Consider the following 22,430-nt stretch of genomic DNA (forward strand, 5'->3'; position numbering starts at 1 on the left):
AGGGAGGCGTGCATGAACAGTCTTCCGTCGCATGACACACCATGCAAGGTCCGGCGGATGAGGCGATGGGTCGCGTCATTGGCATTCCCGCTTGCCTTGTCGGTATCGTCGCCGGTGCTCGCTCAAGACGAAGAGGCGAAGAGAATCCTGAAGGCGATGGCCGACTACGTCACGGCGCAGCAGCAGATCCAGTTGACCTATGACGTGGACATCGAGGTGATCACGCCGCATCTGGAAAAGCTGCAGTTCGCGTCCTCGGGCGATCTCAAGCTCGCCCGGCCCGACAAGTTGCAGGCAACGCGGAGCGGGGGCTACGCGCATGTCGAACTCTTTTTCGACGGAAAGACCGCGACCGTCTACGGAGAGGACAGCAACGCCTTCGCGCAGGTGGAGATGCCGGGCTCGCTCGACCAGATGATCGATCGGCTGAGAGCCGAGCACCACATCGAGATGCCCGGCGCGGACCTGCTTTTGTCCGACCTCTACGAGGAACTGGCCGCCGGTGTCATAGAGGCCAAGTATATCGGCCGCGGCGTCGTGGATGGCGTCGAGTGCGAGCACCTGGCGTTCCGCAATCGGGAAACCGACTGGCAGCTCTGGGTGGAACCCGGAACCGCGCCCATCCCGCGGAAATACGTCATCACCAGCAAGACGCTTGCGGCAGCGCCACAATACACCTTGCGGATCAAGTCATGGGATACGAAGACGCCGCTCGACGCCGGCGCTTTCGCCTTCGAGCCGCCTGAAGGCGCGAAATCCGTCGAATTCACGGCCCTGACCGGTATCGGCGAACTGCCGCCGCCCGCGGAAGCACCGAAGGAGCAATGACCATGGACAGCGGTCGAACAGCCATAATTGCGCTCGCTTTTCTGGGCGCCATCTTCAGCCTCTTCTGGAGCGGCGCCTTCATTCCAGAGCGGGCGGCCGATCTGATATCGCAAGCGGAGGCAAGGATCGGCAGGCCGGCAACGCCCGTAAGTTACGCAGGTGTTGCGCGTCGCACGACGCGGCGAGCCGTCTATGCCGGCGCCGCCGCTGCAACATATTACGGTCCCGCATGCGTGGAAATTCGGGATGCCTACGGTAACGTCGTTGGTTACCGATGCCCCTGACGCGGCTTCGGATCAAGCGCCTGCCCGTCGCCCTCGGCCTTCTTGCAACCGTGCTGGCGGCATGCGCCAGCCGTCCGACCGGCGTGCTCGAACCCGTGGCGGCCTCGCCTTCGACCAGTCAGGTCGAGATGTTGGTTGCGACCACGCGGGGCCGGGCGGAGAGGCCCGGCGAAGTGTTCAGCGGCGAGCGCGCGCCGAGCCCGACCTTCGCCAACATTACGGTGTCGATCCCGCCTGAAAGTACCCGCAAGGAAGGCGAGGTCGCATGGCCGCGCCGCCTTCCGCCCAATCCGGCCACGGATTTCGCCACCCTCAAGGTGGAGGAAATCGACCGGCCGGCGGCCCAGAAATGGTTGAGCACATCGGTACGCAAGAGCCCGGATCGAAGCGTCCTCGTCTTCATCCACGGCTTCAACAATCATTTCGAGGACGCGGTCTTCCGGTTCGCGCAGATCGTCCACGATTCGGGCGCGCACAGTGCTCCGGTGCTGGCGACCTGGCCCTCGCGCGGCAGCCTGCTCGCCTATGGCTATGATCGCGAAAGCACCAACTATACGCGCAACGAGGTGGAGAGGCTGTTCCAGTACCTGGCGCGCGATCCGCAGGTGAAGGACGTCTCGATCCTCGCCCATTCGATGGGCAACTGGCTGGCTCTCGAATCGCTTCGCCAGATGGCCATTCGCAATGGCAGGCTGCCCGCGAAGTTCAAGAATGTCATGCTGGCGGCGCCGGACGTCGATGTGGACGTCTTTCGCTCGCAGATCGCGGACATGGGCAGGCAGCTCCCGCGCTTCACGCTTTTCGTCTCGCGCGACGATCGTGCGCTCGCTGTGTCCAGGCGGGTCTGGGGCAATGTCTCCCGGCTGGGGGCGATCGATCCGGAGCAGTCGCCCTACAAGGAGGAACTGGCCGCGAACAACATAGCGGTTATCGACATGACCAAGGTCAAATCCGGCGACAGGCTGCACCATACCAAATTTGCAGAATCGCCGGAAATCGTCCAACTGATCGGCACCCGCCTCTCGGCCGGACAGGCATTGACCGACAGCCGGGTGGGCCTCGGCGATCACATCGTCGCGGCGACCGCCGGCGCAGCGCACATGGTCGGTACCGCGACCGCTCTGGCCGTTGCCGCTCCGATTGCCGTGGTCGACCAGAACACCAGGGAGAACTACGGGCACCATGTCGAAGCCCTGGCCGGGTCTTCCCGGCCGCCCATGCAAGGCACGACGGTTCCCGACTGCGGCAATCGCAACCAGGCTAGGACCGGAAGTTGCAGCCGGTGAAGAACTAACAAAGAGTGTCAGAAAGTGCTTGGTCGAACATCCGCGCCCGGTCATGATCCGTGCTGCCGGGGTGAATCAATCGGAGCAAACTTTTGCCGGGGGAAACGATGAAATCTTGCCTCTTTCCAGCTTTGGCGGCTTTGGGAAGCCTACTTGCCGCCGGCAGTGCCGTGGCCGCGGACATCTACTCTCCGCTGACGCCGACGGCTCAGGAGACCACGACCGAGAGCGGCTGGACCTTCTCTTTCGCACCCTATTTCTGGGCGGCGGGGCTTACGGGAGACGTTGCAGCCTTCGGGTTGCCGGAGGCAGATGTCGACGCCAGCTTCAGCGATATCTTCGATCACCTGGATTTCGGGGCGATGGCGATCGGCGAGGCCCGCTATGGCCCCTATAGCGTCTTCGGCGACGTGATGTATACGAAGATCTCCGGGCAGGCCGGCACGCCCAGGGGCATCCTCGCCACCGACGTCGAACTCTCGTCCGAGACATTCGCCGGCCTGCTTGGGGCCGGCTATTCGATCTTCGAAGACAGTTCCACGCGGCTTGATATCGTCGGCGGCCTGCGAGTCTGGCACGCGGAGACGGAGCTTTCCTTCAGCGGCGGCGTTCTCGACGGCGTCTCGCGAAGCGATGATGCGACCTGGGTGGACGGCCTAGCCGGTTTTCGCGGCACCTATTCGTTCACGCCGGAAATCTACCTGACCGGTTGGGGCCTCGTCGGTGCCGGCGGCGCCGATCTCGACTGGGACGTCGCCGCGGCGATCGGCTACCGCTTCAGCGACACCATCTCGGCCGTCGCCGGCTACCGCGCCCTGGGCGTCGACTACAGCAATGACGGCTTCGTCTTCGACGTCGTGCAACAGGGGCCGATCCTGGGGCTCGTCGTGCGGTTTTAGAGCCGGGCCAATCGCTTGAGTTACTCGTCTGTCTCCTTAGATCGAGGTCGATTTCAGGAGATATGGAGTAGAGCCATAGCTGAGTCTGACCACAATCGTGAGGGCACTATGGAGCCACCGCCAGTCGTCGACGATCTTGCGTCCATCGTTCAAACGTCCCTCGCGCCTGTCTTCCTTCTTGCCGGCACGGCGGGGTTCGTGAGCGTCTACGCGACTCGCCTCGGCAGGGTATCGGACCGGGTCAATGAGGTCGGGGACAACAACGAGCAGCGCGAGGCGAGGCGCCTGCAACTCGCTTATCTCCGGCGACGGACACTCGCCCTGGAGGTGGCAGTCGTGTTGGGCACCCTGGCTGCTGTATTCACCGGCTGCGCGATCTTGAACCTGCTCGCCGGTGCGCTCCGGCTCGGCTTCCGTGAGGAGAACCTCTTCTGGTTCTTCGGTGGAGCGATCCTCTCGCTCATTGGGTCGCTCATGGCGTTCCTGTTCGAAATGCTCGCCGCCGGGCGGAACATGTTGCGGCAGATGCGCATGGATCGAGCAGGCCTCGATCGAGAATGACGGGCGAGGTGACGAGGGTCGACCGGTAGATCAGGCGGTCAGAACATCCTCGATGTGGATCGGCAGGGCTCGCACGCGCTTACCCGTCGCGTGGAACACGGCGTTGGCGATCGCCGGTGCGGTCCCGACCAATGCAATCTCGCCCAGTCCTTTAACGCCGAGGGGATTGACGACGGGATCGACCTCGTCGACGAAATAGGCTTCAAGCCGGGGTATGTCCAAATTCACGGGCATCAGGTAATCAGCCATATGGGCGTTGACCGGCCGTCCGTCGCGCCGGTCGAGCACGGTCCGCTCCATCAGCGCCATGCCGATGCCCCCGATCATGCCGCCCGTGCACTGGCTCCTGGCGAGCAGCGGATTGACCACACGCCCTATGCCGTAGGCGCCGACGAGGCGCCGCACGCGGATGGTTCCGACGTCCGGATCGATCGCCACCTCTGCAAACACCGCACCGAAGGAGTGCATCGAATATTTCTCCGCCACCTCCGGATCGCGCTGGGCAGATCCTTCGGCCTCGACAGGAGCGCCGCTTCTCGCAACGAGCTCCCGATAGGACAGGCCCTGCGCGGCTTCGCCGCGGCGCACGAGCCGGTCTTCGACCCACTCGAGATCGTCCGCCGACGCCTCGAAGAACGGTGAGCCGTTATCCGATACCGCCAGGCGCGCCGCCTGCGCCTGTGCCTCGGCGCAGGCGACGCGAATGGCCGATCCGACCGAGGCCATCGTCCATGAGCCGCCATGCGAGGGCGTCTGCGGATAGACCGACTTTCCCAGCCTGAAGCGGACCCGGTCCAAGGGAAGGCCGAGAAACTCTGCCGCAACCTGGGTCATGGACGTATAGGTTCCCGGACCCATGTCGCTCGCTGCCGCCTCGACCTCTGCCGACCCGTCCGGAAGCAGCCGTACCCTGGCTCTCGCAGGCGCATGGAAGGCAGGATAGGTTGCCGTGGCGGCGCCCATCCCGATCAGGAGACGTCCGTCGCGCATGGAACGCGGTTCCGGCGTTCGCCGCGACCAGCCGAAGCGTTCGCCCGCCATGTCGTAACATTGGATCAGTGAACGACTGGAGAAGGGCTTGCCTTCGGCTTCGTCAAGCCGCGGCTCGTTACGTCGCCTAAGCTCGACGGGGTTCATGCCAAGCTTGTACGACAGTTCGTCAAGGGCGCTTTCGAGCGCAAAGATGCCGCTCGCTTCACCCGGGCCGCGCATGTGGTTGGGTGTGCCGGTGTCGAGTTGCGCCAGGCGATAGCGGGTGCGCACGTTCGGGCAGGAATAGAGGTAGTCGGTAACGGCGGTCAGCGCCTCGATGAACTGTTCGTAGCGGCTCGTTTCGCCGGTGCCTTCGTGAATGATCCCCTGAAGCTTTCCGTCCTCTGTCGCGCCAAGCGCGATCCGCTGATGCGTGCGCGGCCGATGGCCGGTGGTGAAGAACATTTGTTTACGCGTGAGCGCCAGCTTTACCGGTCGGCCGACCTGGCGCGCGGCGAGTGCCGCGAGCGTGACATGCGGCCAGGTCCTGAGGCTTGACCCGAAGGCGCCGCCGATGAAGGGGCAGACGACCTCGACATTCTCGGTCGGCAGCCCGAAGACCGCTGCGATCTCCGCCTGCTCGTTGACCAGGTATTGGCTCTTGCTCCACAGCGTCAGCCGATCGCCGTCCCACGCGGCGATGGTCGCGTGCGGCTCCATCGGATTGTGGTTTTCGCGGGCGATCTCATAGACCTCGTCGATCCTGACGGGTGCCCCGGCAACGGCGGCGTCGGCATCGCCGCGTGCCCTGTCGGCGAGCGTTCTGCCGGCGTCCGGAACAATGGGCTGAACCTCCTCGTCCGAAAGATCGACAAGCGGTTGCCGGGCCGCATAGGTGATGCGCAGTGCCGCAGCGGCGCGTTCGGCATGATCGAGGCTGTCCGCGACGACAATGGCGACGGGCTGGCCGTAGAAATGCACCTCTTCGTCTTGAAGCACATGGAGGCGCTCGCCGGCGGCCGGGTCGATGACGCCCTTGTGCGGCAGATAGGGCAGCTTCTCAGCGTTGCGATGCGTGATCAGGGCGACGACGCCGGGCATCCGCTCGACCTCGCCGCTTTCGATTTCCTTTATGCGACCGAGGCCTACAGTCGCGCTGACGATCACGGCATAGAGCTGACCCGGCTGGTTGAAATCGGCCGCATATCGCGCCGCCCCCGTTACCTTGGCGCGGCCGTCGACGCGGGTGAGAGGCTTTCCGATCCAATTCATGCCACTTCTCCCGCCATTTCCAGCGCGCGGACGATCGTCCGCGGCAAGAGTACCACCTTGAACCGATTGTGATGCAGCGGCCGGGCTCCCTGCGGGGCGAGCGCGGCGGCTTCCGCGAAGGCCTGTCGCTCCGGCCGCTTACCCACCAGTTGGGCCTCGCAGTCGCGCAGACGCCAGGGCCGTGTCCCGACCCCGCCGGCAGCGAGCCGGACTTCGCGGATCACGCCGTCTTCGATGAGGAGGGCCGCTGCCGCCGAAACCAGCGCGAACTCATAGGAGGCCCGGTCGCGTACCTTCAGATAGCGCGCGCGGCGGCTGTACGGGCCGCCCGGCACGCGTATCTCGGTGATGAGCTCGCCCGGAAGCAGGGTGTGTTCGAGATGCGGCGTGTCGCCCGGCAGCCGGAAGAGTTCTTCGACCGGAAAGCTGCGCTCGCCTTCAGGGCCCCGCACCCGCATGGTGGCGTCGAGCGCCACCAGCGCAACCGCCACATCGGATGGATGCGTCGCCACGCAATGATCGCTCGTGCCAAGGATCGCATGAGCGGCATTCAAACCGTCGATGGCTGAACAGCCGGAACCGGGGCTGCGCTTGTTGCAGGGGGCGTCCAGCATGCGGAAATAAGGACAGCGCACCCGCTGCAACAGGTTTCCGCCCATCGAGGCCATGTTCCGCAATTGCGGCGAAGCGCCTTCGATCAGGCTCTCGGCAATCAGCGGCTGCAGACGCTGCACATCCGGATTGGCGGCGACGTCGGCCATTCGCGCCAGCGCGCCGATGACGACGTCATCTCCTTCGATGCGGATCGCATCCAGAGGAAGGCCGTTGATGTCGATCAGCCGGTCCGGCATCTCGACCTCCTCACGCATCAGGTCGACCAGCGTCGTGCCGCCAGCAATGTAGCGCGCGCCGGAGGCGGCCGCCGCAATGGCGTCCTCGATGCTCCTGGTTTTCTCCAACACGAAGGGAAACATGGCTCACATCCTCCCGGCCGCGTCGGCTACGGCCGCGACGATGCCCGGATAGGCGCCGCAGCGACAGATATTGCCGCTCATCCAGAACCGAATTTCTTCCGGCGAGCCGGCGTGACCCTCGGCAATGCAGCCGAGCCCCGACATGATCTGGCCAGGCGTGCAGAACCCGCACTGCAGGCCCTCGTGCTCGACGAAGGCTTCCTGGAGGGGACGAAGCGCTCCGTCCTTTTCGAGCCCTTCGATCGTTTCGATCCGGGAACCATCGTGCATGGCCGCCAGTGTCAGACAGGAGACGATGCGCCTGCCGTCTACGAGAACGGTGCATGCGCCACAAGCGCCCTGATTGCAGCCCTTCTTCGTGCCGGTGAGGTTCAGCGTCTCGCGAAGCACATCCAGTATCGACTGGCGAGGATCGATGGTCAGTGTATGGGCGCGGCCGTTCACCGTCATCGTCAGCGTCACGGCAGGCACCGCGGCGGCAGACGTTCCGGCGCCGGCAGGGGCAGCGCTGGTCTCCGCCTCGGACGCCGACGGCCAGGTGGCGAGCGCCGCCGCCGCGGCTGTTGCCTGGAGGGCTTCCCGGCGCGACAGGAAAGGTCCGGAGGGAGGCAAGTGCGACGGATTCTCGGTCATGGAAATATCCTCTTCCGCACGGGTGATTGCGGCCGAAGGGTAGAGCCGAGGTTGCCGCCTCTCTATCGCATTCTTTCGGATTCGTCTGGATATTGCGACAACGAGGGGTGCGCGACGCAGATGGCGTGCAGCAAAGGCCCCTCAGAGCCGTCGGCGGAATTCGCTCGGTGTGAGGCCGGCGACCTTGCGAAAACTGGCGGCGAATGCGGATGGTGTTTCGTAACCGACGAGAAGGGCGATGTCGATGATGCGCAAAGTACGGTCGCCGAGCAGCGTCTTGGCGCAAGCGATACGCTGGCCGGTCAACCAGCCATGAGGCGTTTTCCCGGTTGCGATGCGGAAGGCCGTGCAGAAGTGGAAGCGGCTCAGATTGACGAGATCTGCGAGTTCCTGAAGCCGGATGTCCTCCGCGAAATTTTCGCGCATGTAAGTGGTGACGCGCTTGACCTGCCAGCTCGTCAGGCCACGTCGCGGTTCGGGCGCGAACGGTATAGGCGCCGCGGAATGCGCCCTGAGAAGCTGCAGGCACGCGAGGTCGAGGAGTTGCTCGATAAACAGCTGCGACATCGCATCGCCCGCGCTGATCTCGTTATTGATCAAGGCCATGATCGCGAACAGTTTGGGGTCATCGAAATGCACGCGGTCGACGAGTTCGTGCTCCCGGCCCTTCCCTACCTGCTCCGTGCACGCCAGAAGGCGGTCGTGTCCCAGAAAGACGTTCGAAACCTCGACGAAACCGTCTGTCCGCCATAGGCCATTATGTCCCCTCGGGCATAGGCTTATCATGCCCGGCCTCGCGGGAGCTGATATCGTGTGCCGGCCCATCTTCACCGATGCGACACCGGCACCGAGATGGGTTGCAGAGATGACATGATGCTTGAGGGGCGGCAGGTCGTATTCGAACGGCTTGTTCCGCCATCGGCCGACGAGCCGGGTGTCGCCGGAAAAAACCTCCGGAACGACGGGTGGCGACAGGCCTCGCTGCAAACGGCGAATGTGAACCGCAGTGTCTGCAAGTGCATTTCTGCCCATAGAGGACCTCTTCGGCAGGTCTGCAGGAGCCCCGCCGGCTTTCTAGCATTTCTCGTAGCGATAGAGAATATCGCGCTGCATTCCTGGGTGGCAAAAACCTGTGAAGCGCCGTCGCCCTGCCGTTCGGCACCCGATACGACTGCGGCTTGAAGGCTCCTTCCGCTGGTCACGAGGGGAACCGGATGCCGCGGTATTGCTGCCGGCCATAGCCGGATGCGCTCGCTTACTCGCCCTCTGCCCGGCCGGCATTGCAGCCGGCCGGGCGGGTCGTTCAGGCGTTGAGTGACCGAGCGAAGGGCAGGACTCGGATGCGCTTGCCGAGCGCCTTGTAGGCTGCGTTGGCGACGGCCGGGCCGATAGGCGGGACGCCCGGCTCGCCGATGCCGGAGGGCGGGTTGGCGGAGGGGACGATATGCACCTCCACCCGCGGCATGGCATCGATCCTGAGCGGCGTGTACAGGTCGAAATTGCCCTGGTCGACCTGCCCGTCGGTGAGCGTGATCTCCTCGCCGAGAATGGCGCCGAGGCCGAAGCCGATCCCGCCCTCCACCTGGGCACGGACCTGATCGGGGTTGATCGCCAGGCCGCAGTCGACGGCCGCGACCACGCGCTCGACCTTGATTCCGCCATTGCCGTCGGCCGACACCTCGGCGATTTCGGCCACGACGGAGCCGAAGCTCTCGGCAAGCGCGACGCCGCGGAAGCGGCCCTCGGGCAGCGGCTTGTCCCAGCCGGCCTTTTCTGCGGCAAGCTTCAGAACGGTCGCATGGCGCGAATCCGGCTCGAGCATGGAAAGACGGAATTCGACCGGATCGCGCCCCGCCGCCTCGGCGACCTCGTCGAGGAAGGTTTCGGCCGCGAAGGCCGTATGGGTCGAGCCGACGGAACGCCACCACAGAACCGGCACGCCGAAATCCGTGGTCGTCAGCCCGACCGTCTGGTTCGGGATGGCGTAGGGCAGGTTGCTCGCCCCCTCGACCGAAGTGGGATCGACGCCGTTCTGGATCATACCCTCGAGAGCCGTCCGAGCTACGATCGACTGGCCGACGATGTGATCGTGCCAGGCGATGAGTTTTCCGCTCTCGTCGAGGCCGGCCTTGAGGCTGTGGACATAGGCGGGCCGGTAGCGTCCGGCGCGCATATCGTCCTCGCGCGTCCATTGCACCTTCACCGGCGAACGGAAGCCGATCGCCTTGGCCGCATAGACGGACTCGACGACGACATCGCCGTCGGAGACGGCCCGACGGCCGAAGCTGCCGCCGGACTTCATGACGTGGAGGCGCACCTTGTCGGGGGTTATGCCTGCGATTTCGCCCGCGAGCCTCTGGTAGATGTCCGGGAACTGGTGTCCGCCCCAAATCTCCAGAGTGCCGTCTTCGTTCATGCGCGCGACCGCATTCAACGGCTCCATTGCCGCATGGGCGAGATAGGGGAAATCGAAGCTCGCTTCGATCACCTTGGCGGCCCCGGCGAAGCCGGCCTCAGCGTCGCCGTCCTTGCGGGCCATCGCCACCGGGGGCTTCTTGGCCAGATCGCGATACATCGCCATCTGCTCGTCCGTGCCGCGGCTCTCCGCCGCCGTCTCGTCCCACTGGACCGTGACCGCGTCGCGTCCCTTGATCGCTGCCCACATATGTTCGCCGATGACTGCGATGCCGCGCGGCGTCTCGACGACGTCGACCACGCCCTTGAGAGCCTTTGCGGCCGAGGCATCGAAGGACTTCACCTTCGCCCCGAAGAGCGGCGGATGGATCATCACGGCCGTCAGCATGCCGGGCAGATTGACGTCGATCGTGTATTGCTCCGTTCCGTTCGTCTTGCGGGCGCTGTCGAAACGCTTCAGCTTGTCATTGCCGATCAGCTTCCACTCGCCTGGCTGTTTCAGCGTCACATCGGCAGGCGCCGGCATAGTCGCCGCCTTGGCGGCAAAGTCGCCGAAGCCGCCGCTCTTGCCGGAGGGGTGGGCGAGACTGCCGTTCTCGACGGTAATCTCCGCTGCATCGACGCCCCATTCTTCCGCGGCAGCGGCAACCAGCATCGCGCGAGCGGCGGCACCCGCTTTGCGATAGCGCTCCCAGGAGGTGGACATGGAGGTCGAGCCGCCCGTTCCCTGGATCGCACCGCCGAAGGCGATATTGCCATAGGCCTGGACATTGCCGGCCGCGCCCTTCACCTCGATCGTCGACCAGTCGGCATCGAGTTCCTCGGCTACCAGCGTGGCGATGCCGTTATAGGAGCCCTGGCCCATCTCGAACTGCGAGGAAAGCACGGTCACCCTGCCGTCGCCGTCGATCGTCACATAGGGGGAAAAGGCGTGCGAGCCTGTCGCGTTCTCGCTTGCGGCCGCCGGTGCGGCGGCAAGCAGGCGGAAGCCGACGGCGATGCCGGTGCCGGCGGCAAGCGCGCCAATGAGGAACTGCCGCCGCGAGGCTTCGATCCGCACGGGCGGAAGGGAAACCGATTGCATCAGTTTCGGGATCATGGCCTACGCCTCCAAACGTTTTGCGGCTTCGTGGATACCAGCGCGGATCCGGTGATAGGTGGCGCAACGACAGAGATTGCCCGACATCGCCGCGTCGATATCCGCATCGCTCGGCTTCGGATTGCTGGTCAAAAGGTCCGTCGCCGACATGATCTGCCCGGATTGGCAATAGCCGCATTGCGGCACGTCGAGATCGGCCCAGACCGCCTGGACCGTTTCCGCGACCTTGCCGTTCAGCCCTTCGATGGTCGTCACCTGAGCGCCTTCGATGTCACCGATAAAGGTCTGACAGGACCGGACCGGCGAACCGTCGACATAGACGGTGCAGGCACCGCATTGGGCCATGCCGCAGCCGAATTTCGTTCCGCTTAGCCCGACTAGATCGCGGATGACCCAGAGCAGCGGCATGTCCGGTTCGGCGTCGACGGAGCGTTCGACGCCGTTGATCGTAACAGTCACCATGGTGTTCTCCTCGCGTTGTGGCGCATGGTCGCGGGCGCACCGGAGCGTACCGGTTGGGTGCCCAGGCCATGGCCGACTGCGGCCGAAGCTTAGAAGACCGTCGTCGAGGCCGGTATACTCAATCCTGCCGGATTATTGCCTATTCCTGTCGATCTAACGCGATCGTGAACATCGGAAGAACCGTCCGCCAGTTTCCTCGATGTGCGCATCGGTCTGACAGACGCGCGGCGCTGTAGCGCATTGACCGGCGTCAATGCGCCGGTGCGCGACATGTTCTACCGATTGCCACAAGGAGCAAAGGAAGGACTTGATGAAGCGCGTTCTGGTCATTGTCGGGCACCCGGATCCGGATCCGCGCCGCTTTTGCCGCGCGCTCGCCGAGGCCTATGCGCAAGGGGCGGAGGCGGCCGGCCATGATGTCCGAAGGATCGATCTTGCGGAGATCGACGTCCCGCTTCTGAAAAGCCGTGAAGAATTCGAGAACGGATCCGTTCCGACAAGCTTGGCCGATGCGAGTGCGGCGATCCTCTGGGCGGAGCATATCGTCTTCGTCTTCCCGCTCTGGCTCGGCACGATGCCCGCACTTCTCAAGGCCTTCCTCGAGCAGGTCATGCGCCCGGGTATCGCCTTCGACTATCCGACCGGAAACGAAAAGCTCGTGAAGACGCGGTTGAACGGGCGCTCGGCGCGCGTGATCGTCACGATGGGAATGCCGGCTTTCGTCTATCGTCTCTGGTATCTGGGTCACGGCATAGCGGGGATGCGGCGCGGAATCCTCAATTTCGTCGGCATCAAGCCGGTGCGGGAGAAGCTCTACGGCATGGTAGAAGGCGTCAGCGCATCGAAACGCGAGCAATGGATCGCCGAGATGCACAAGCTTGGCGCATCGGCTTCGTAATGCCTCCACCGGGAACAGGAAAGCGCGCTTGTTTGGGCCAAGCGCGCTCCGGCGAACGATCATAGCAAGGGGGCCGGCACCCCTCGATCGAACACTCGAATTCTATCACCGCAGCGCAGCGCAAACAAGCGGACCTCACCGCAGCCGCGGACAACGGCGCTCAGCCGCCTTGCCCGAAACGGCCCTTACAGCGCCGTGCGTCCTTCCGGACGCATCAATAAAGGCGCTGTAACTCCTTGCCTCCGCGCAGCGTGCTTTCCGAAAAATCGGGTCCGAATTTCGACCCATGCGCTAGCGGCCGACGGTTCCTTCCTCGGGGGTTGGCCGGCTCAATTGCAGCGAAAGCTGCAGGCCGCGTCTCGGCATGGGCAGGGGCGGGGTCAATTCGATCCGCCCGAATGTCTGCCTGCGCCGCTCTAGCTCGCGTTCCCGTCGCAGCCGCGCGGCTGCGACCGCCGCCATGGCACGCTCGATGACTTGCTCCGCATGGGACATGGATGCCTCCATTTGTTCTTGTTATGTTCTCATTTGCCGAGGCGTCTGTCAATGACTTTAAATGGGTCAGCTCGGCGCTTTATGCTTGCGGATCGCCCTGCTGGTATGGTTTGACACGGGGCGGGGCTGGCGGGGATGTGGCGCGGGTTGAACGGTTCGGTCGTGGAGCGGAAAACCAATCTCAAGGACGTGGCGCGGGATGCGGGCGTATCGCTCAGCACCGCCTCGCACGCGCTCAACGGCACTGCGTCGTTGACGGTCGAGGTGCGCGAGCGGGTGCTCGAATCCGCCCGCCGGCTCGGCTATCTCGAAACCAGACGGAAGAAGGCGACGATCGCGACCTTGCGCGTCCTCCTGCTGGCGCTCACCCGCGATGCGGCGCCGCAGAGCGACGTGAATATGGTGAGCTGGACGATCCTCAACGGCCTGCGGCAGGAATGTGAAAGGCGGGGAATCCGCATCGTGCCCTTCGTCAGCGCGACCGCGCGGCTCGATGCCGCGCAAGTGCGCGATGCAGCCGAGAGCGAGAAGGTCGACGGCATCGTCATCCTGAACGACGACAGGCCGGAGCTCATCCGGGCTCTTTCCGCGCTCAACCGCTCGATGGTCATCCTCAATGGCGAGGACCCTTCGATGCTGGTCGATACGGTAACGGTCGAAAATCGCTTCGGCGCCCGGCTCGGCACCGAGCATCTTCTTTCGCTCGGACACCGCCGCATCCTGCATCTCACCTGGCAGGGGCGTACCACGATCCGCCGGCGCTATGATGGCTATGTCGATGCCCATCTGGTCACGGGGCTTCCGGTCCCGGAAAATATGGTGGTGGTCGCGGAAAGCTACGAGCCGCGCCATGGAAAACAGGTGATGCGGGCCCTTCTGAAGGCGGATCGCAGCCTGCGGGGCGCAACCGCGATCTTCTGCGCTGCCGACAACCTGGCGCTCGGCTGCCTGGAAGCGCTCGCCGAATCCGGCATCCGCGTGCCGGAAGAGGTCTCGGTGCTCGGCTTCGACGATATCGTGCCGGGCGAATTCAGCACACCGCCCTTGAGTACGATCCAGATGCCGGCCGACCGGCTCGGCGCCGCCGCGCTTTCACTGCTGGAGCAGCGCCTGATTGCCATTGATCCGCTGCGCCCGGCCCACCGGCTCGAGCTCGGATGCCGGCTGATCCTGCGAGGCAGCGTCGCGCCGCCGCCGAGATAGGTCTTACTTCATGCCGGTTCCGGCGATTCCCGTCGTGATGTAGCGCTGCAGGAACAGGAACACGATCGTGACCGGGATCAGGCTCAGGAAGGTCATGGCGAGGATGTAGTGCCATTGCACCGAGAACTCGCCCTGAAAGGCGTTGAGGCCGACCTGAAGCGTGAAGTTTTCGCGGCTGCTCAGGACGATCAAGGGCCAGAGGAAATCGTTCCAGCGCCAGAGCACGGAGAAGATTGCCAGCACAGCGAGCGCCGGCGCGGTCAGCGGCAGGATGATACGCCAGAAGATGCGAAACTCGCTGGCCGCATCCACCCGTGCCGCCTCGATCAGCTCGTCGGGGATCGTCAGCATATATTGCCGGAGCAGGAACACGCCGGTCGGCGTTGCGACGGTCGGGATGATGACACCCCAGAGATTGTCGACGAGGCCTACCCCGACGACGACGAGATAGGCCGGCACCATGACGACCGTGAGCGGGATCATCAGCGTCGAGATGATCAGCACGAAAATCGCCTTTTCGCCGCGGAAGCGGTATTTGGAGAGCGCGAAGGCCGCAAGCGCGTTGACGATCAAGGTCAGGATCGTGGCGACGAAGGTGACGAAGACCGAATTCTTGAGAAAGGTCAGGAAGCTGAAGCGGGTCAGCGGATCCGAGTAGTTCTCGGTTGCGACCGTCAGTCGCTGGACCGGGGAAATGCTTTTCGTGTCGACGCTGGCGGGCTTGCCCGGGTTCTCCGGATCGACCACCTGCGCCTTGAGGCCGATGCGGCGGACCATAGCCATCTCCCGGGTCTCGCCATCGACCGTCACGTTCCAGAGGCTCAAGGGCTTATCGTAACCCTGAACCTCCACCTGCACCGCCGCAACGGGAAGCAGGGTTGGCGGAAAGCGGGTGATCTCCGCCTCGGGTTTCAGCGACGACAGGCCTGCCCAGAGAACCGGGACGAGAACGGCGAGCGTGCCGCCGACGAGCCACAGCCAGGAGAGAACGTCGGTGACGTCGATCCGGCCGGGGCGGCGGGTGCGCGTCAAAAAGCCGATGGCGTTGAAGGTGCCGTGCATGATCAGGACTCCACCTTGCGGCCCAGGCGCAATTGCACGAGGGTCAGCACCAGAAGAACCAGCCCCATGAGGACGGAGGCGGCGGATGCGAGCCCGTAAAGCCTCAAGTCACCGGCAAAGGCCATCTGGTAGATATATTGGACGAGGAAGGTGTTGGCCGTGCCCGGACCGCCGCCATTGGTCAGCACCCAGGCCTCGTCGAAGATCTGCACCGAGCGGATCATCAGGAGAATGAGCACGACGAGCAGGTTGGGCCCGAGCAGCGGCAGGGTGATCCGGAACAGGGTGCGGGCCGGAGAGGCGGCGTCGATCGCGGCCGCTTCGTAGAGATCCTTTGGGATAGCCTGCAGACCGGCAAGCAGGATCAGCGTGTAGAAGCCCATGTGGAACCAGACGGACACCACGACGACGAAGAAGCGCGACCAGCCGACATCGAGAAGGAAGATTTCCGGCGGCACGCCGAGCATCTGGAGGAAGGCGTTGAGCAGGCCGTTGCGGTCGAGGAACCATTTCCAGATCAGGCCGATCACGACCGGCGACAGGAGCACCGGATAGAAGAACATGGCCCGGAAAAAGCCACGCGCGGCGATCGCGCGGTTGAGGATCAGCGCCGTGGTCAGCGCGACCAGAAGCGTGGCGGCGACATTGAAGCCGACGAACCAGAGCGTGTTCCAGATCGCCGTCCAGAAGAGCGATTCCTCGCAGCTTCCCGGCGCGAGATAATCGCCGCAGGAGAGGAGCTTGCGGAAGTTGTCGAGGCCGACATAGGGGCGGTTGGAGATCAGCAGATCGGTGCCGCCGGTAAAGGCATAGCCGATGGCGATCGCGATCGGCAGAAAGGTGAAGATGCCGAAAAGCACGAGGTTGGGCGCAAGGAAGAGATAGGGCATACGCCGCCTGCCGATCAGCCGCTCGACGGCGTTGATCGGCGCCTCCACCACGGCCATGGCCCCGTCGACCGCCCGGTCCGCTAGTCCTGCTGAAGCCCACCTGACCATGTCAGTTGCTCCTTTGGACGCGGGCAAACGCCAGTTCGCTCATGGGGTCGAAGACATGCAGGCGCCCTTGCTGCGGCATGATCTTGAGAACCGCGCCCGCTGCGGGCGCGAAATGGCCGGGCTGATGGATGATCACCTGCTCCGACTGTCCCTGAAGGTTGCCGTAGATGTAGGTCTCGGTGCCGAGGCTCTCGTGATATTGCACCTCGAAAGGCAAGCCTTCGTCGGAGAGCACGAAATGCGCCGGGCGGATACCGGCCAGCACCTCCTGCCCGGCGGTCACCGCGGCCGGGTCTGTTTCGCTCGCAAGCAGGGTGGGGTAGCCGACGTCGACGAGCACGCGGCGGTCGTCACTGACGACGATCCGGCCTTTGAGGATGTTCATGCGCGGGGAGCCGAGGAAGCCGGCGACGAAGAGATTGCGCGGATGATCGAAAAGCTCGAGCGGCGTGCCGACTTGTTCGACGCGGCCGGCCCGGAGCACGACGATCTTGTCGGCCATGGTCATCGCTTCGACCTGATCGTGGGTGACATAGATCATCGTCGTCTTCATCTGGCGATGCAGCTTGGTGATCTCGGCGCGCGTCTGGACGCGCAGCGCCGCGTCGAGGTTCGACAGCGGCTCGTCGAAGAGAAAGATCGCCGGCTCGCGCACGATCGCCCGTCCGATCGCCACGCGCTGGCGCTGACCGCCGGAGAGTTGCCGCGGCTTGCGGTCGAGATAGGGTTCGATCGCCAGCATCCGCGCAGCCTCCGCGATCCGCGCCTCGATCTCCTCGCGCTTGAACTTGAGGTTTTCGAGGCCGAAGGCAAGATTCTTGCGCACGCTCATATGCGGGTAGAGCGCGTAGGACTGGAACACCATGGCGATCTTGCGCTCGGCCGGCGACAGCGCGGCGACATCGTGCCCGCCGATCGCGATTCCTCCGGAGGTGATGTCCTCGAGACCGGCGATGATGCGCAGCAGCGTGGATTTGCCGCAGCCGGAGGGGCCTACGAAGACGACAAATTCGCCATCGACAATGTCAAGGTTCACGTCGTTGAGCGCGGCAACCGAACCGAACGACTTGTTGAGATTTGAAAGTTTGAGATCTCCCATCGCCCTGCTCCCGTCAGGTCAATTCTTCGACAATATCCGTCGCATTCCAGTCTTCGGGCAGTCGCGCCGGACGAGTGACCGTCACTCCGCGGGCGGAAAATCCGCGCACGCCCTTGAGGTAAATTGCCGGCATGCCGCCGGGATAGTCGCAAAGCCCGACGATCCTGCCGTCGGCGCCGCGTGTCCAGGCATTCGCCCGCCCCTCCGCTTCCGCGCTTGGGGCGATATCCGCGAAGGTGGGCCTGAGATCGAAGCATCGGCCCGTGCCGAGTGGCCCGGGCTCCTGTGTAAGCGCGATGCCGTAAAGCGCGACGTCGTGAATGCCGGCTTGCGAGGTCGAGACGAGATTGATGGCGCCTTCCATGCGCCCGCCTATCTCCTCAGCGAGCAAATTCTCGACCGCACCGGCCCTCTGTTCCGGCCGCCGGTCGACCACCGTCACGGTCAGCGCTTCGCCGGAGCCCCAGAAGCCGTCCGGCGTCTCGCGGCAATCGACCTCGATCCGAGAAAAGCGGATGTCGCGCATGCGACCGCCGTCGCGGGAGAAAAGGCCGAGCCCGCGATTGGACTGCACGACCTTGCAGTCCTCGAAGACGACATTGATGAAGTCGCCGAAGGACTCCGTTCCGAGCTTGAGCGCGCAGCTGAGGCTCGAAATGGTCGAGCGGCGGACGATGACATTCTCGCATGCGCCGATCGCCTTGCCGTCCGACTCGGCGCTCGTCTTAAGGCAGATACCGTCGTCGGCGGTCGAAATCGTGCAATCCTCGATCACGACCCGGCGGCAGGCATCGAGCACCACCCCGTCTGTGTTCGGCAGGCGTCGGTCATTGGCGATCGACACGTTGCGAACGCTAACATCCTCGCAGTCGATGAGGTGCAGGGTCCACATCGGCGAGCCGGCCACGTGAAAGCCGTCGAGCAGAACGTTGCGGCAGCGTTCGAGGACGACGACGCGCGGTCGGAACTCCGCCGGTACGAAGGTGCCGACGGTCGCATCGTCGCCGATGATGAAATGCTCGCCGCCCGCCTCGATCCTGCCCGGCCCCGTGATCCGGACATTCTCCGCATTGCGGGCGATGATCATGCCGCGGTTCGATTTCTCGGCGACGACGCAGACCGTTGTTTCACGGTAGGCCTCGTAATCCGGAATCGGCCGGAGCAGGGCGCCCTCCGCCAGATGCAGTTCGACCCCGCTTTTCAGGATCAGCCCGCCCGCCACATGCTCGCCGGCAAGAAGCGTGACGCGGCCGCCATGTGCCGACGCCAGATCGATCGCCTCCTGAATCGCGGCGGTGGCTTCGCGGCCCGTCGCCTCGATGCGGATGTGTTGCGGACTGGCCATCAGTTCGTGCCGCCCTTGAGAAGCACGTCGATCAGCAGGAGCATCGTCAGCGCTTGCCCGTACGGCGTCGGCAGGTTGGGGATCCGGCGATAGAAATCGAGGTCGTGGCCCATCGGCGTTCCGTCGGAGACGCCGTGGACGACGCCCTCCTGATCGATCTGGCGCAACACTGCCATCAGCGCCAGATCGGCATGGACCCGATCCCGCTCGGGCAGGATGCCGGCCTCGATGCCGCGCAGAATGCCATAGGCGATGCCCGCCGTGGCGGAGGTCTCGAGCGGCGAGGTCGGATCGTTGACGAGGGTGTGGAACATGCCATCGTCGCGCTGGTGGCGCTTCAGCGAGCCGACCTGGCTCTTGAGCACATTAGAGAGGAAGCGCTTGTCCTTCGAGGAAAGCGACGGCACGAGCTCGAAAAGCTCGGGGATCGCAACCGTGATCCATGCATTGCCGCGGGCCCAGAAGGCCTTGGCGAAGTTGTGGCGGCCGTTGAAGGTCCAGCCGTGATACCAGAGGCCGGTGACGGGATCGGAGAGATAGCGGGCATGGACCAGGAACTGGTAGACCGCTTCGTCGATCCAATCCTCGCGGTTTGAGATCACGCCGGCCCGGCCAAGGAAGAGGCCGGCCATGAACAGCGTGTCGTCCCAGAGCTCGCCGTCGTTCAGGCGCTCCTTCACCACATGCTGGAAGCCGCCATCCTCGGTCTTGGGCAACTGATGCACGAGCCAGTCGGCCCAATCCTCGACGAGGGCGCGGAAATCCGGTCGATCGACATGTTCGGTCAGGATGGCGAGCGCCAGCATCGGCGCCGTGCTGTTGATCTGCCGCGCCGGCAGCCCGCGCTCGATCTGCCAGGCGTACCAGGCGACAAGTTCGTCAAGCGCCTTGCGGTCCTGGGTGGCGAGCGCCCGGCGCAGGAAGCCGTAAAGACCGACGCCGACCTCCCAGTCCCACTCTTCGAACTGGATGCCGCTCGGCTGATCCGCGCCGACAAGGCCTTCCTTGATGCCCTTCAGGCGACTGAACGCGGCCGCCACCTTGTCGATCGTGGTCCTGAGCGACGCTCGCTCGATGGTGATCTGGTTCATCTGCATGGTTCCACTCGTGAATAAAAGAGAGGGGCCGGATCCCTGCCGGGAGCGGCACTGTCGAACGTGATTTCCGGTTTCGGCTGCGTGTGGTCGAATGCCATCGGCCGCCCACCGATCGAGAAGGGGCCCTCATAGGCGAGGCGCAGTTCCGGCCGATCGGGGGGCGTCACCGCGAGCACGCGCCCATGGGGGTCGAAGGTGACGGCGGTTGCGAGAATCCGCTCGCGGAAAAGCGCGAAATCGGCGCCGTCACCGCAGCCGATGGCAGCGACCCAGCCTGCCCGTCGGCCTTCCGAGCGGACCTCCCGTCCGGCGGTCGCTCCCTTCGAGACCATTTCGAGGCCGTTGGTGGCGTGAAGGGCGGCGAAGCCGGCGCCGGAGCGAACGAGCAGCCATTTGCCCTCGAGCAGCACCTCGTCGAGACCGCCGCGGCCGAGATAGGCATGGCTCCAGCCGTTGCGATGATCATCCGTGTCGAAGATCATCAGCGCGAGATCCCGGTCTTGGGCGACGCGCGGAAGCATGCCGCTGCCCGCCCAGTAGGAGGGACGCTGCGTGCCCCAGGGGTCGTCCTCCCCCGGATGGTTCACCCAGAGCCGAGCCATCGGATGGCCAGAGAGGCGGATGTCGATCACGTGCTGCTGATGGCCCTTGCGGCCGGTCTTGTGGTCGACGACCGTCGAGAGCTGCGCCGCCTCGTTTTTGAAGAGGACGAGCTTGCCGGAATCGAGCCCCTGCGCGTAGCGGGCTTCGATGGCACGGCCGGGTTCGAGCCGCGCGAAGCCCTCGAGATGCGCCGGCGGGGCGTAATTCGAACAGCAGAACATCGGCAGCGACGCCACGCCGCCGTTCAGCCAGCCCTCTCCAAAGGCGACTTCGGCGAATGGGGCGAGTTCCGTGAGCGGCCCGGCGCGCAGTTCCTTGTCATAGGCGCGGCCCTGGGACCCCGCCGGCACCCCGGCCAGCGTATGGAGCGCGATCATCTCGAAGATCAGGTCGAGCTGGTGCCGGGCGCGCGCCGCGAGTTCGGGCTCCGCCCAATGTTCGAGCGCCATGAGGCCGATGAAGTCGATCGGGTAATACGCGGCCGAGTTCCACTCGGCGAGCCCATGCGCCTCAACGGCGTCGAACCAGCGGGAGAGCCGCGCCCCGGCGAGCTGCGCCTGTTGCCGCCCGGTCCTGCCCGAGGTCGTGAAGACGGCGTCGGGCAGGTATTCGCCGGCAAGCAGCTGGCTCACATGGAAGCAGAGCACGTGGTTTTCGCTCCAGAACCACATGACGTCGTTGCCGGGCTCGTCCACCCAGTAGCGATAGCCGAGCACGGCCTGCCGGATGTTCTCCGCGGTATCGGGCGCAAGCCGATGGCCGTAGCCACCAAGGAGCCAGAGGAGCGGCACCATGGCGAAGTCGGAGCAGTCCTCGCGCCGGTCGATCGAGCGGAGCGTTGCCGCGACGATCCGGTCGATCGTCGCCTCGTCGTCGTCACCCGTGGCGAGCATGGCGAGGACCCGGCCGATGCGTTCGGCGCCGAAGCGGGCGCTGTAGGCGAGGGCGGCTTGCTTTCGCGCTTCGATCGAGGAAGCGCTCGCACCGGGCGAGGCCTGACTGAGGAACGCCGCATCGATGACACGCGTGACGGTACCTGCACCCGATCCGATCGTTAGCCGCACCGCGTGATAGCCGTCGGGAAGCCCTCGGGTTTCCGCGATCGAGAGACGGGTTTCGGCAGACTTGAGCAATGCCTCGGCCCGCGCCAGAACGGCGCGGTCGTGGCCGTGGCTGACGACCTCGACAAGAACAGGCAGGTCACGGCCGGGCGGAGTGTCGAAGACGATTTCCAACGCCTGGTCGACGAACACGTCCCGGCCCGGCCGAACGTCGCGGACAAGCGCAGCAAGGCGGCCGACTTCCTCGTGGTCGAGGGCGACCGGGAGGACGGTCGTCAGCGGCGCCTCGTCCAGGAGCTCGAGTTCGAAGAACCAGATCGTGTCCCGCTCGGCGAGATCCTCCGTATGCAGCAGGATTTCATTGTCGCCGGCCTCAAGCGTGAGCGTCACATCGCATGCGCTTTCGACATTGCGTCGGAACGGCTCGAAGCGAACCTGCTCCGTGCCGTTCACCCAGATGCGCACGCCGCCGCAGGTGCTGAGCCTGAGGTTCAGCTTCCGCGCTGCCTGACATCGAAACGTGCCCTTCAGCCAGCGGCGGATATGGGTCGGGGTGTGCCAGAAACCGGTGAATTCCACGCGGCGATTGGTGCCCGGCAGGTTCAGACGGGCCTCCGGCCAGCCGTGTGCGGGTTCGATCGCGCGGCCGACCATCTCCGCCCAGAAGGCCTTGCGGCAAGGCAGGTCCCCGACGTCGACAAAACCGTTGATGAAGCGGTAGTCGACGCGATCCTCGGCCAGTGCGGCCACGCCCGGAAAGTCCGCGCTGATGAGCGCGGACACGATCCAGGCGGTGATCGTCTCTCCCTTTGAAACCTGATAGGTCGGGTCCGACGAGGCCGCAATTGTCGCGGAATTGCTCCCCACAGGTCGCCTCCCACCGA

At 64.7% G+C, this 22,430-nt stretch carries 20 protein-coding genes; 7 read left to right on the forward strand and 13 right to left on the reverse strand.

Annotation, left to right across the window (positions count from 1 at the left end; all coding sequences use genetic code 11):
• The first annotated feature begins 12 nt into the window (after positions 1 to 12).
• The 5 genes from SJ05684_RS18060 to SJ05684_RS18080 all read left to right on the forward strand — a co-directional run bounded on the left by SJ05684_RS18060 (position 13) and on the right by SJ05684_RS18080 (position 3,858).
• On the forward strand, positions 13 to 828 hold the full coding sequence (locus SJ05684_RS18060; protein WP_050980063.1) for a DUF2092 domain-containing protein: 816 nt from the start codon (positions 13 to 15) through the stop codon (positions 826 to 828).
• A 2-nt stretch (positions 829 to 830) separates the two neighbouring features.
• On the forward strand, positions 831 to 1,112 hold the full coding sequence (locus SJ05684_RS18065) for a hypothetical protein (RefSeq protein ID WP_095694307.1): 282 nt from the start codon (positions 831 to 833) through the stop codon (positions 1,110 to 1,112).
• Positions 1,103 to 2,398 carry an alpha/beta hydrolase gene (locus SJ05684_RS18070; protein WP_034856093.1) on the forward strand — a complete coding sequence of 432 codons (1,296 nt, stop codon included), beginning with the start codon at positions 1,103 to 1,105 and terminating at the stop codon, positions 2,396 to 2,398. Before SJ05684_RS18065 ends, SJ05684_RS18070 begins: the two co-directional genes overlap by 10 nt.
• Before the next feature lie 107 nt (positions 2,399 to 2,505).
• On the forward strand, positions 2,506 to 3,297 hold the full coding sequence (locus tag SJ05684_RS18075) for a hypothetical protein (protein ID WP_034856090.1): 792 nt from the start codon (positions 2,506 to 2,508) through the stop codon (positions 3,295 to 3,297).
• A 108-nt stretch (positions 3,298 to 3,405) separates the two neighbouring features.
• Positions 3,406 to 3,858, forward strand: a complete 453-nt coding sequence (locus tag SJ05684_RS18080; RefSeq protein WP_034856088.1) for a DUF2721 domain-containing protein — start codon at positions 3,406 to 3,408, stop codon at positions 3,856 to 3,858.
• A gap of 30 nt (positions 3,859 to 3,888) precedes the next feature.
• Here SJ05684_RS18080 and SJ05684_RS18085 read toward each other — a convergent pair whose 3' ends face one another.
• From SJ05684_RS18085 to SJ05684_RS18110, 6 genes are all read right to left on the reverse strand, one after another.
• The gene (locus SJ05684_RS18085; protein ID WP_034856087.1) at positions 3,889 to 6,102 is read right to left on the reverse strand and encodes a xanthine dehydrogenase family protein molybdopterin-binding subunit; all 2,214 of its coding nucleotides are present in this window, start codon (positions 6,100 to 6,102) and stop codon (positions 3,889 to 3,891) included.
• A complete protein-coding gene (locus SJ05684_RS18090; protein WP_034856085.1) occupies positions 6,099 to 7,076 on the reverse strand; it encodes an FAD binding domain-containing protein in 978 nt (325 codons plus the stop codon). Before SJ05684_RS18090 ends, SJ05684_RS18085 begins: the two co-directional genes overlap by 4 nt.
• Positions 7,077 to 7,079: 3 nt before the next feature.
• Positions 7,080 to 7,709, reverse strand: a complete 630-nt coding sequence (locus SJ05684_RS18095; RefSeq protein WP_034856084.1) for a (2Fe-2S)-binding protein — start codon at positions 7,707 to 7,709, stop codon at positions 7,080 to 7,082.
• A 141-nt stretch (positions 7,710 to 7,850) separates the two neighbouring features.
• Entirely contained in the window at positions 7,851 to 8,741 is an 891-nt protein-coding gene (locus SJ05684_RS18100) for a helix-turn-helix domain-containing protein (protein ID WP_034856083.1), read from the reverse strand.
• Positions 8,742 to 9,012: 271 nt separating this feature from the next.
• Positions 9,013 to 11,223, reverse strand: coding sequence for a xanthine dehydrogenase family protein molybdopterin-binding subunit (locus SJ05684_RS18105; protein ID WP_034856082.1), 2,211 nt, complete (start codon positions 11,221 to 11,223; stop codon positions 9,013 to 9,015).
• Between the two features lie 3 nt (positions 11,224 to 11,226).
• A complete protein-coding gene (locus SJ05684_RS18110) occupies positions 11,227 to 11,685 on the reverse strand; it encodes a (2Fe-2S)-binding protein (RefSeq protein ID WP_034856080.1) in 459 nt (152 codons plus the stop codon).
• A 310-nt stretch (positions 11,686 to 11,995) separates the two neighbouring features.
• Here SJ05684_RS18110 and SJ05684_RS18115 point away from each other — a divergent pair, with 310 nt between their 5' ends.
• Positions 11,996 to 12,583: an NAD(P)H-dependent oxidoreductase gene (locus SJ05684_RS18115; protein WP_374188714.1), complete on the forward strand. Its 588-nt coding sequence runs from the start codon at positions 11,996 to 11,998 to the stop codon at positions 12,581 to 12,583.
• A 291-nt stretch (positions 12,584 to 12,874) separates the two neighbouring features.
• Here the strand turns inward: SJ05684_RS18115 and SJ05684_RS18120 are convergent, their stop codons facing one another.
• The gene (locus tag SJ05684_RS18120) at positions 12,875 to 13,078 is read right to left on the reverse strand and encodes a hypothetical protein (protein WP_034856109.1); all 204 of its coding nucleotides are present in this window, start codon (positions 13,076 to 13,078) and stop codon (positions 12,875 to 12,877) included.
• Positions 13,079 to 13,240: 162 nt separating this feature from the next.
• Here SJ05684_RS18120 and SJ05684_RS18125 point away from each other — a divergent pair, with 162 nt between their 5' ends.
• Complete coding sequence (locus tag SJ05684_RS18125; protein WP_085939104.1) at positions 13,241 to 14,281, forward strand: LacI family DNA-binding transcriptional regulator; 1,041 nt, start codon at positions 13,241 to 13,243, stop codon at positions 14,279 to 14,281.
• 3 nt (positions 14,282 to 14,284) lie between these two features.
• Here the strand turns inward: SJ05684_RS18125 and SJ05684_RS18130 are convergent, their stop codons facing one another.
• From SJ05684_RS18130 to SJ05684_RS18155, 6 genes are read right to left on the reverse strand one after another with little or no spacing between them, the layout of a single operon-like run.
• Positions 14,285 to 15,343, reverse strand: a complete 1,059-nt coding sequence (locus SJ05684_RS18130; protein ID WP_034856074.1) for a carbohydrate ABC transporter permease — start codon at positions 15,341 to 15,343, stop codon at positions 14,285 to 14,287.
• A gap of 2 nt (positions 15,344 to 15,345) precedes the next feature.
• Positions 15,346 to 16,341 (reverse strand): carbohydrate ABC transporter permease, encoded by a 996-nt coding sequence (locus SJ05684_RS18135; RefSeq protein WP_034856073.1) that lies wholly within the window; start codon positions 16,339 to 16,341, stop codon positions 15,346 to 15,348.
• 1 nt (position 16,342) lies between these two features.
• Positions 16,343 to 17,440, reverse strand: a complete 1,098-nt coding sequence (locus SJ05684_RS18140; RefSeq protein WP_034856072.1) for an ABC transporter ATP-binding protein — start codon at positions 17,438 to 17,440, stop codon at positions 16,343 to 16,345.
• A gap of 13 nt (positions 17,441 to 17,453) precedes the next feature.
• Positions 17,454 to 18,785: a polygalacturonase PglB gene (pglB, locus tag SJ05684_RS18145; RefSeq protein ID WP_034856068.1), complete on the reverse strand. Its 1,332-nt coding sequence runs from the start codon at positions 18,783 to 18,785 to the stop codon at positions 17,454 to 17,456.
• Positions 18,785 to 19,876 carry a beta-galactosidase BglB gene (gene bglB / locus SJ05684_RS18150; RefSeq protein WP_034856065.1) on the reverse strand — a complete coding sequence of 364 codons (1,092 nt, stop codon included), beginning with the start codon at positions 19,874 to 19,876 and terminating at the stop codon, positions 18,785 to 18,787. Before bglB ends, pglB begins: the two co-directional genes overlap by 1 nt.
• Entirely contained in the window at positions 19,873 to 22,413 is a 2,541-nt protein-coding gene (locus SJ05684_RS18155) for a hypothetical protein (RefSeq protein ID WP_085939102.1), read from the reverse strand. Before SJ05684_RS18155 ends, bglB begins: the two co-directional genes overlap by 4 nt.
• Between the last annotated feature and the right edge of the window lie 17 nt (positions 22,414 to 22,430).

It is taken from the genome of Sinorhizobium sojae CCBAU 05684 (assembly GCF_002288525.1).
Classification (GTDB): domain Bacteria; phylum Pseudomonadota; class Alphaproteobacteria; order Rhizobiales; family Rhizobiaceae; genus Sinorhizobium; species Sinorhizobium sojae.

What these genes read in the sequence shown, in the direction of transcription:
- SJ05684_RS18135 (WP_034856073.1), bottom strand. Translation starts at nt 16,341, where the DNA reads ATGGTCAGGTGGGCTTCAGCAGGACTAGCGGACCGGGCGGTCGACGGG.
- SJ05684_RS18115 (WP_374188714.1), top strand. Translation starts at nt 11,996, where the DNA reads ATGAAGCGCGTTCTGGTCATTGTCGGGCACCCGGATCCGGATCCGCGC.
- SJ05684_RS18105 (WP_034856082.1), bottom strand. Translation starts at nt 11,223, where the DNA reads ATGATCCCGAAACTGATGCAATCGGTTTCCCTTCCGCCCGTGCGGATC.
- SJ05684_RS18110 (WP_034856080.1), bottom strand. Translation starts at nt 11,685, where the DNA reads ATGGTGACTGTTACGATCAACGGCGTCGAACGCTCCGTCGACGCCGAA.
- SJ05684_RS18085 (WP_034856087.1), bottom strand. Translation starts at nt 6,102, where the DNA reads ATGAATTGGATCGGAAAGCCTCTCACCCGCGTCGACGGCCGCGCCAAG.
- SJ05684_RS18120 (WP_034856109.1), bottom strand. Translation starts at nt 13,078, where the DNA reads ATGTCCCATGCGGAGCAAGTCATCGAGCGTGCCATGGCGGCGGTCGCA.
- SJ05684_RS18100 (WP_034856083.1), bottom strand. Translation starts at nt 8,741, where the DNA reads ATGGGCAGAAATGCACTTGCAGACACTGCGGTTCACATTCGCCGTTTG.
- SJ05684_RS18070 (WP_034856093.1), top strand. Translation starts at nt 1,103, where the DNA reads ATGCCCCTGACGCGGCTTCGGATCAAGCGCCTGCCCGTCGCCCTCGGC.
- SJ05684_RS18060 (WP_050980063.1), top strand. Translation starts at nt 13, where the DNA reads ATGAACAGTCTTCCGTCGCATGACACACCATGCAAGGTCCGGCGGATG.
- SJ05684_RS18090 (WP_034856085.1), bottom strand. Translation starts at nt 7,076, where the DNA reads ATGTTTCCCTTCGTGTTGGAGAAAACCAGGAGCATCGAGGACGCCATT.
- SJ05684_RS18130 (WP_034856074.1), bottom strand. Translation starts at nt 15,343, where the DNA reads ATGCACGGCACCTTCAACGCCATCGGCTTTTTGACGCGCACCCGCCGC.
- SJ05684_RS18140 (WP_034856072.1), bottom strand. Translation starts at nt 17,440, where the DNA reads ATGGGAGATCTCAAACTTTCAAATCTCAACAAGTCGTTCGGTTCGGTT.
- SJ05684_RS18095 (WP_034856084.1), bottom strand. Translation starts at nt 7,709, where the DNA reads ATGACCGAGAATCCGTCGCACTTGCCTCCCTCCGGACCTTTCCTGTCG.
- bglB (WP_034856065.1), bottom strand. Translation starts at nt 19,876, where the DNA reads ATGAACCAGATCACCATCGAGCGAGCGTCGCTCAGGACCACGATCGAC.
- SJ05684_RS18065 (WP_095694307.1), top strand. Translation starts at nt 831, where the DNA reads ATGGACAGCGGTCGAACAGCCATAATTGCGCTCGCTTTTCTGGGCGCC.
- pglB (WP_034856068.1), bottom strand. Translation starts at nt 18,785, where the DNA reads ATGGCCAGTCCGCAACACATCCGCATCGAGGCGACGGGCCGCGAAGCC.
- SJ05684_RS18075 (WP_034856090.1), top strand. Translation starts at nt 2,506, where the DNA reads ATGAAATCTTGCCTCTTTCCAGCTTTGGCGGCTTTGGGAAGCCTACTT.
- SJ05684_RS18080 (WP_034856088.1), top strand. Translation starts at nt 3,406, where the DNA reads ATGGAGCCACCGCCAGTCGTCGACGATCTTGCGTCCATCGTTCAAACG.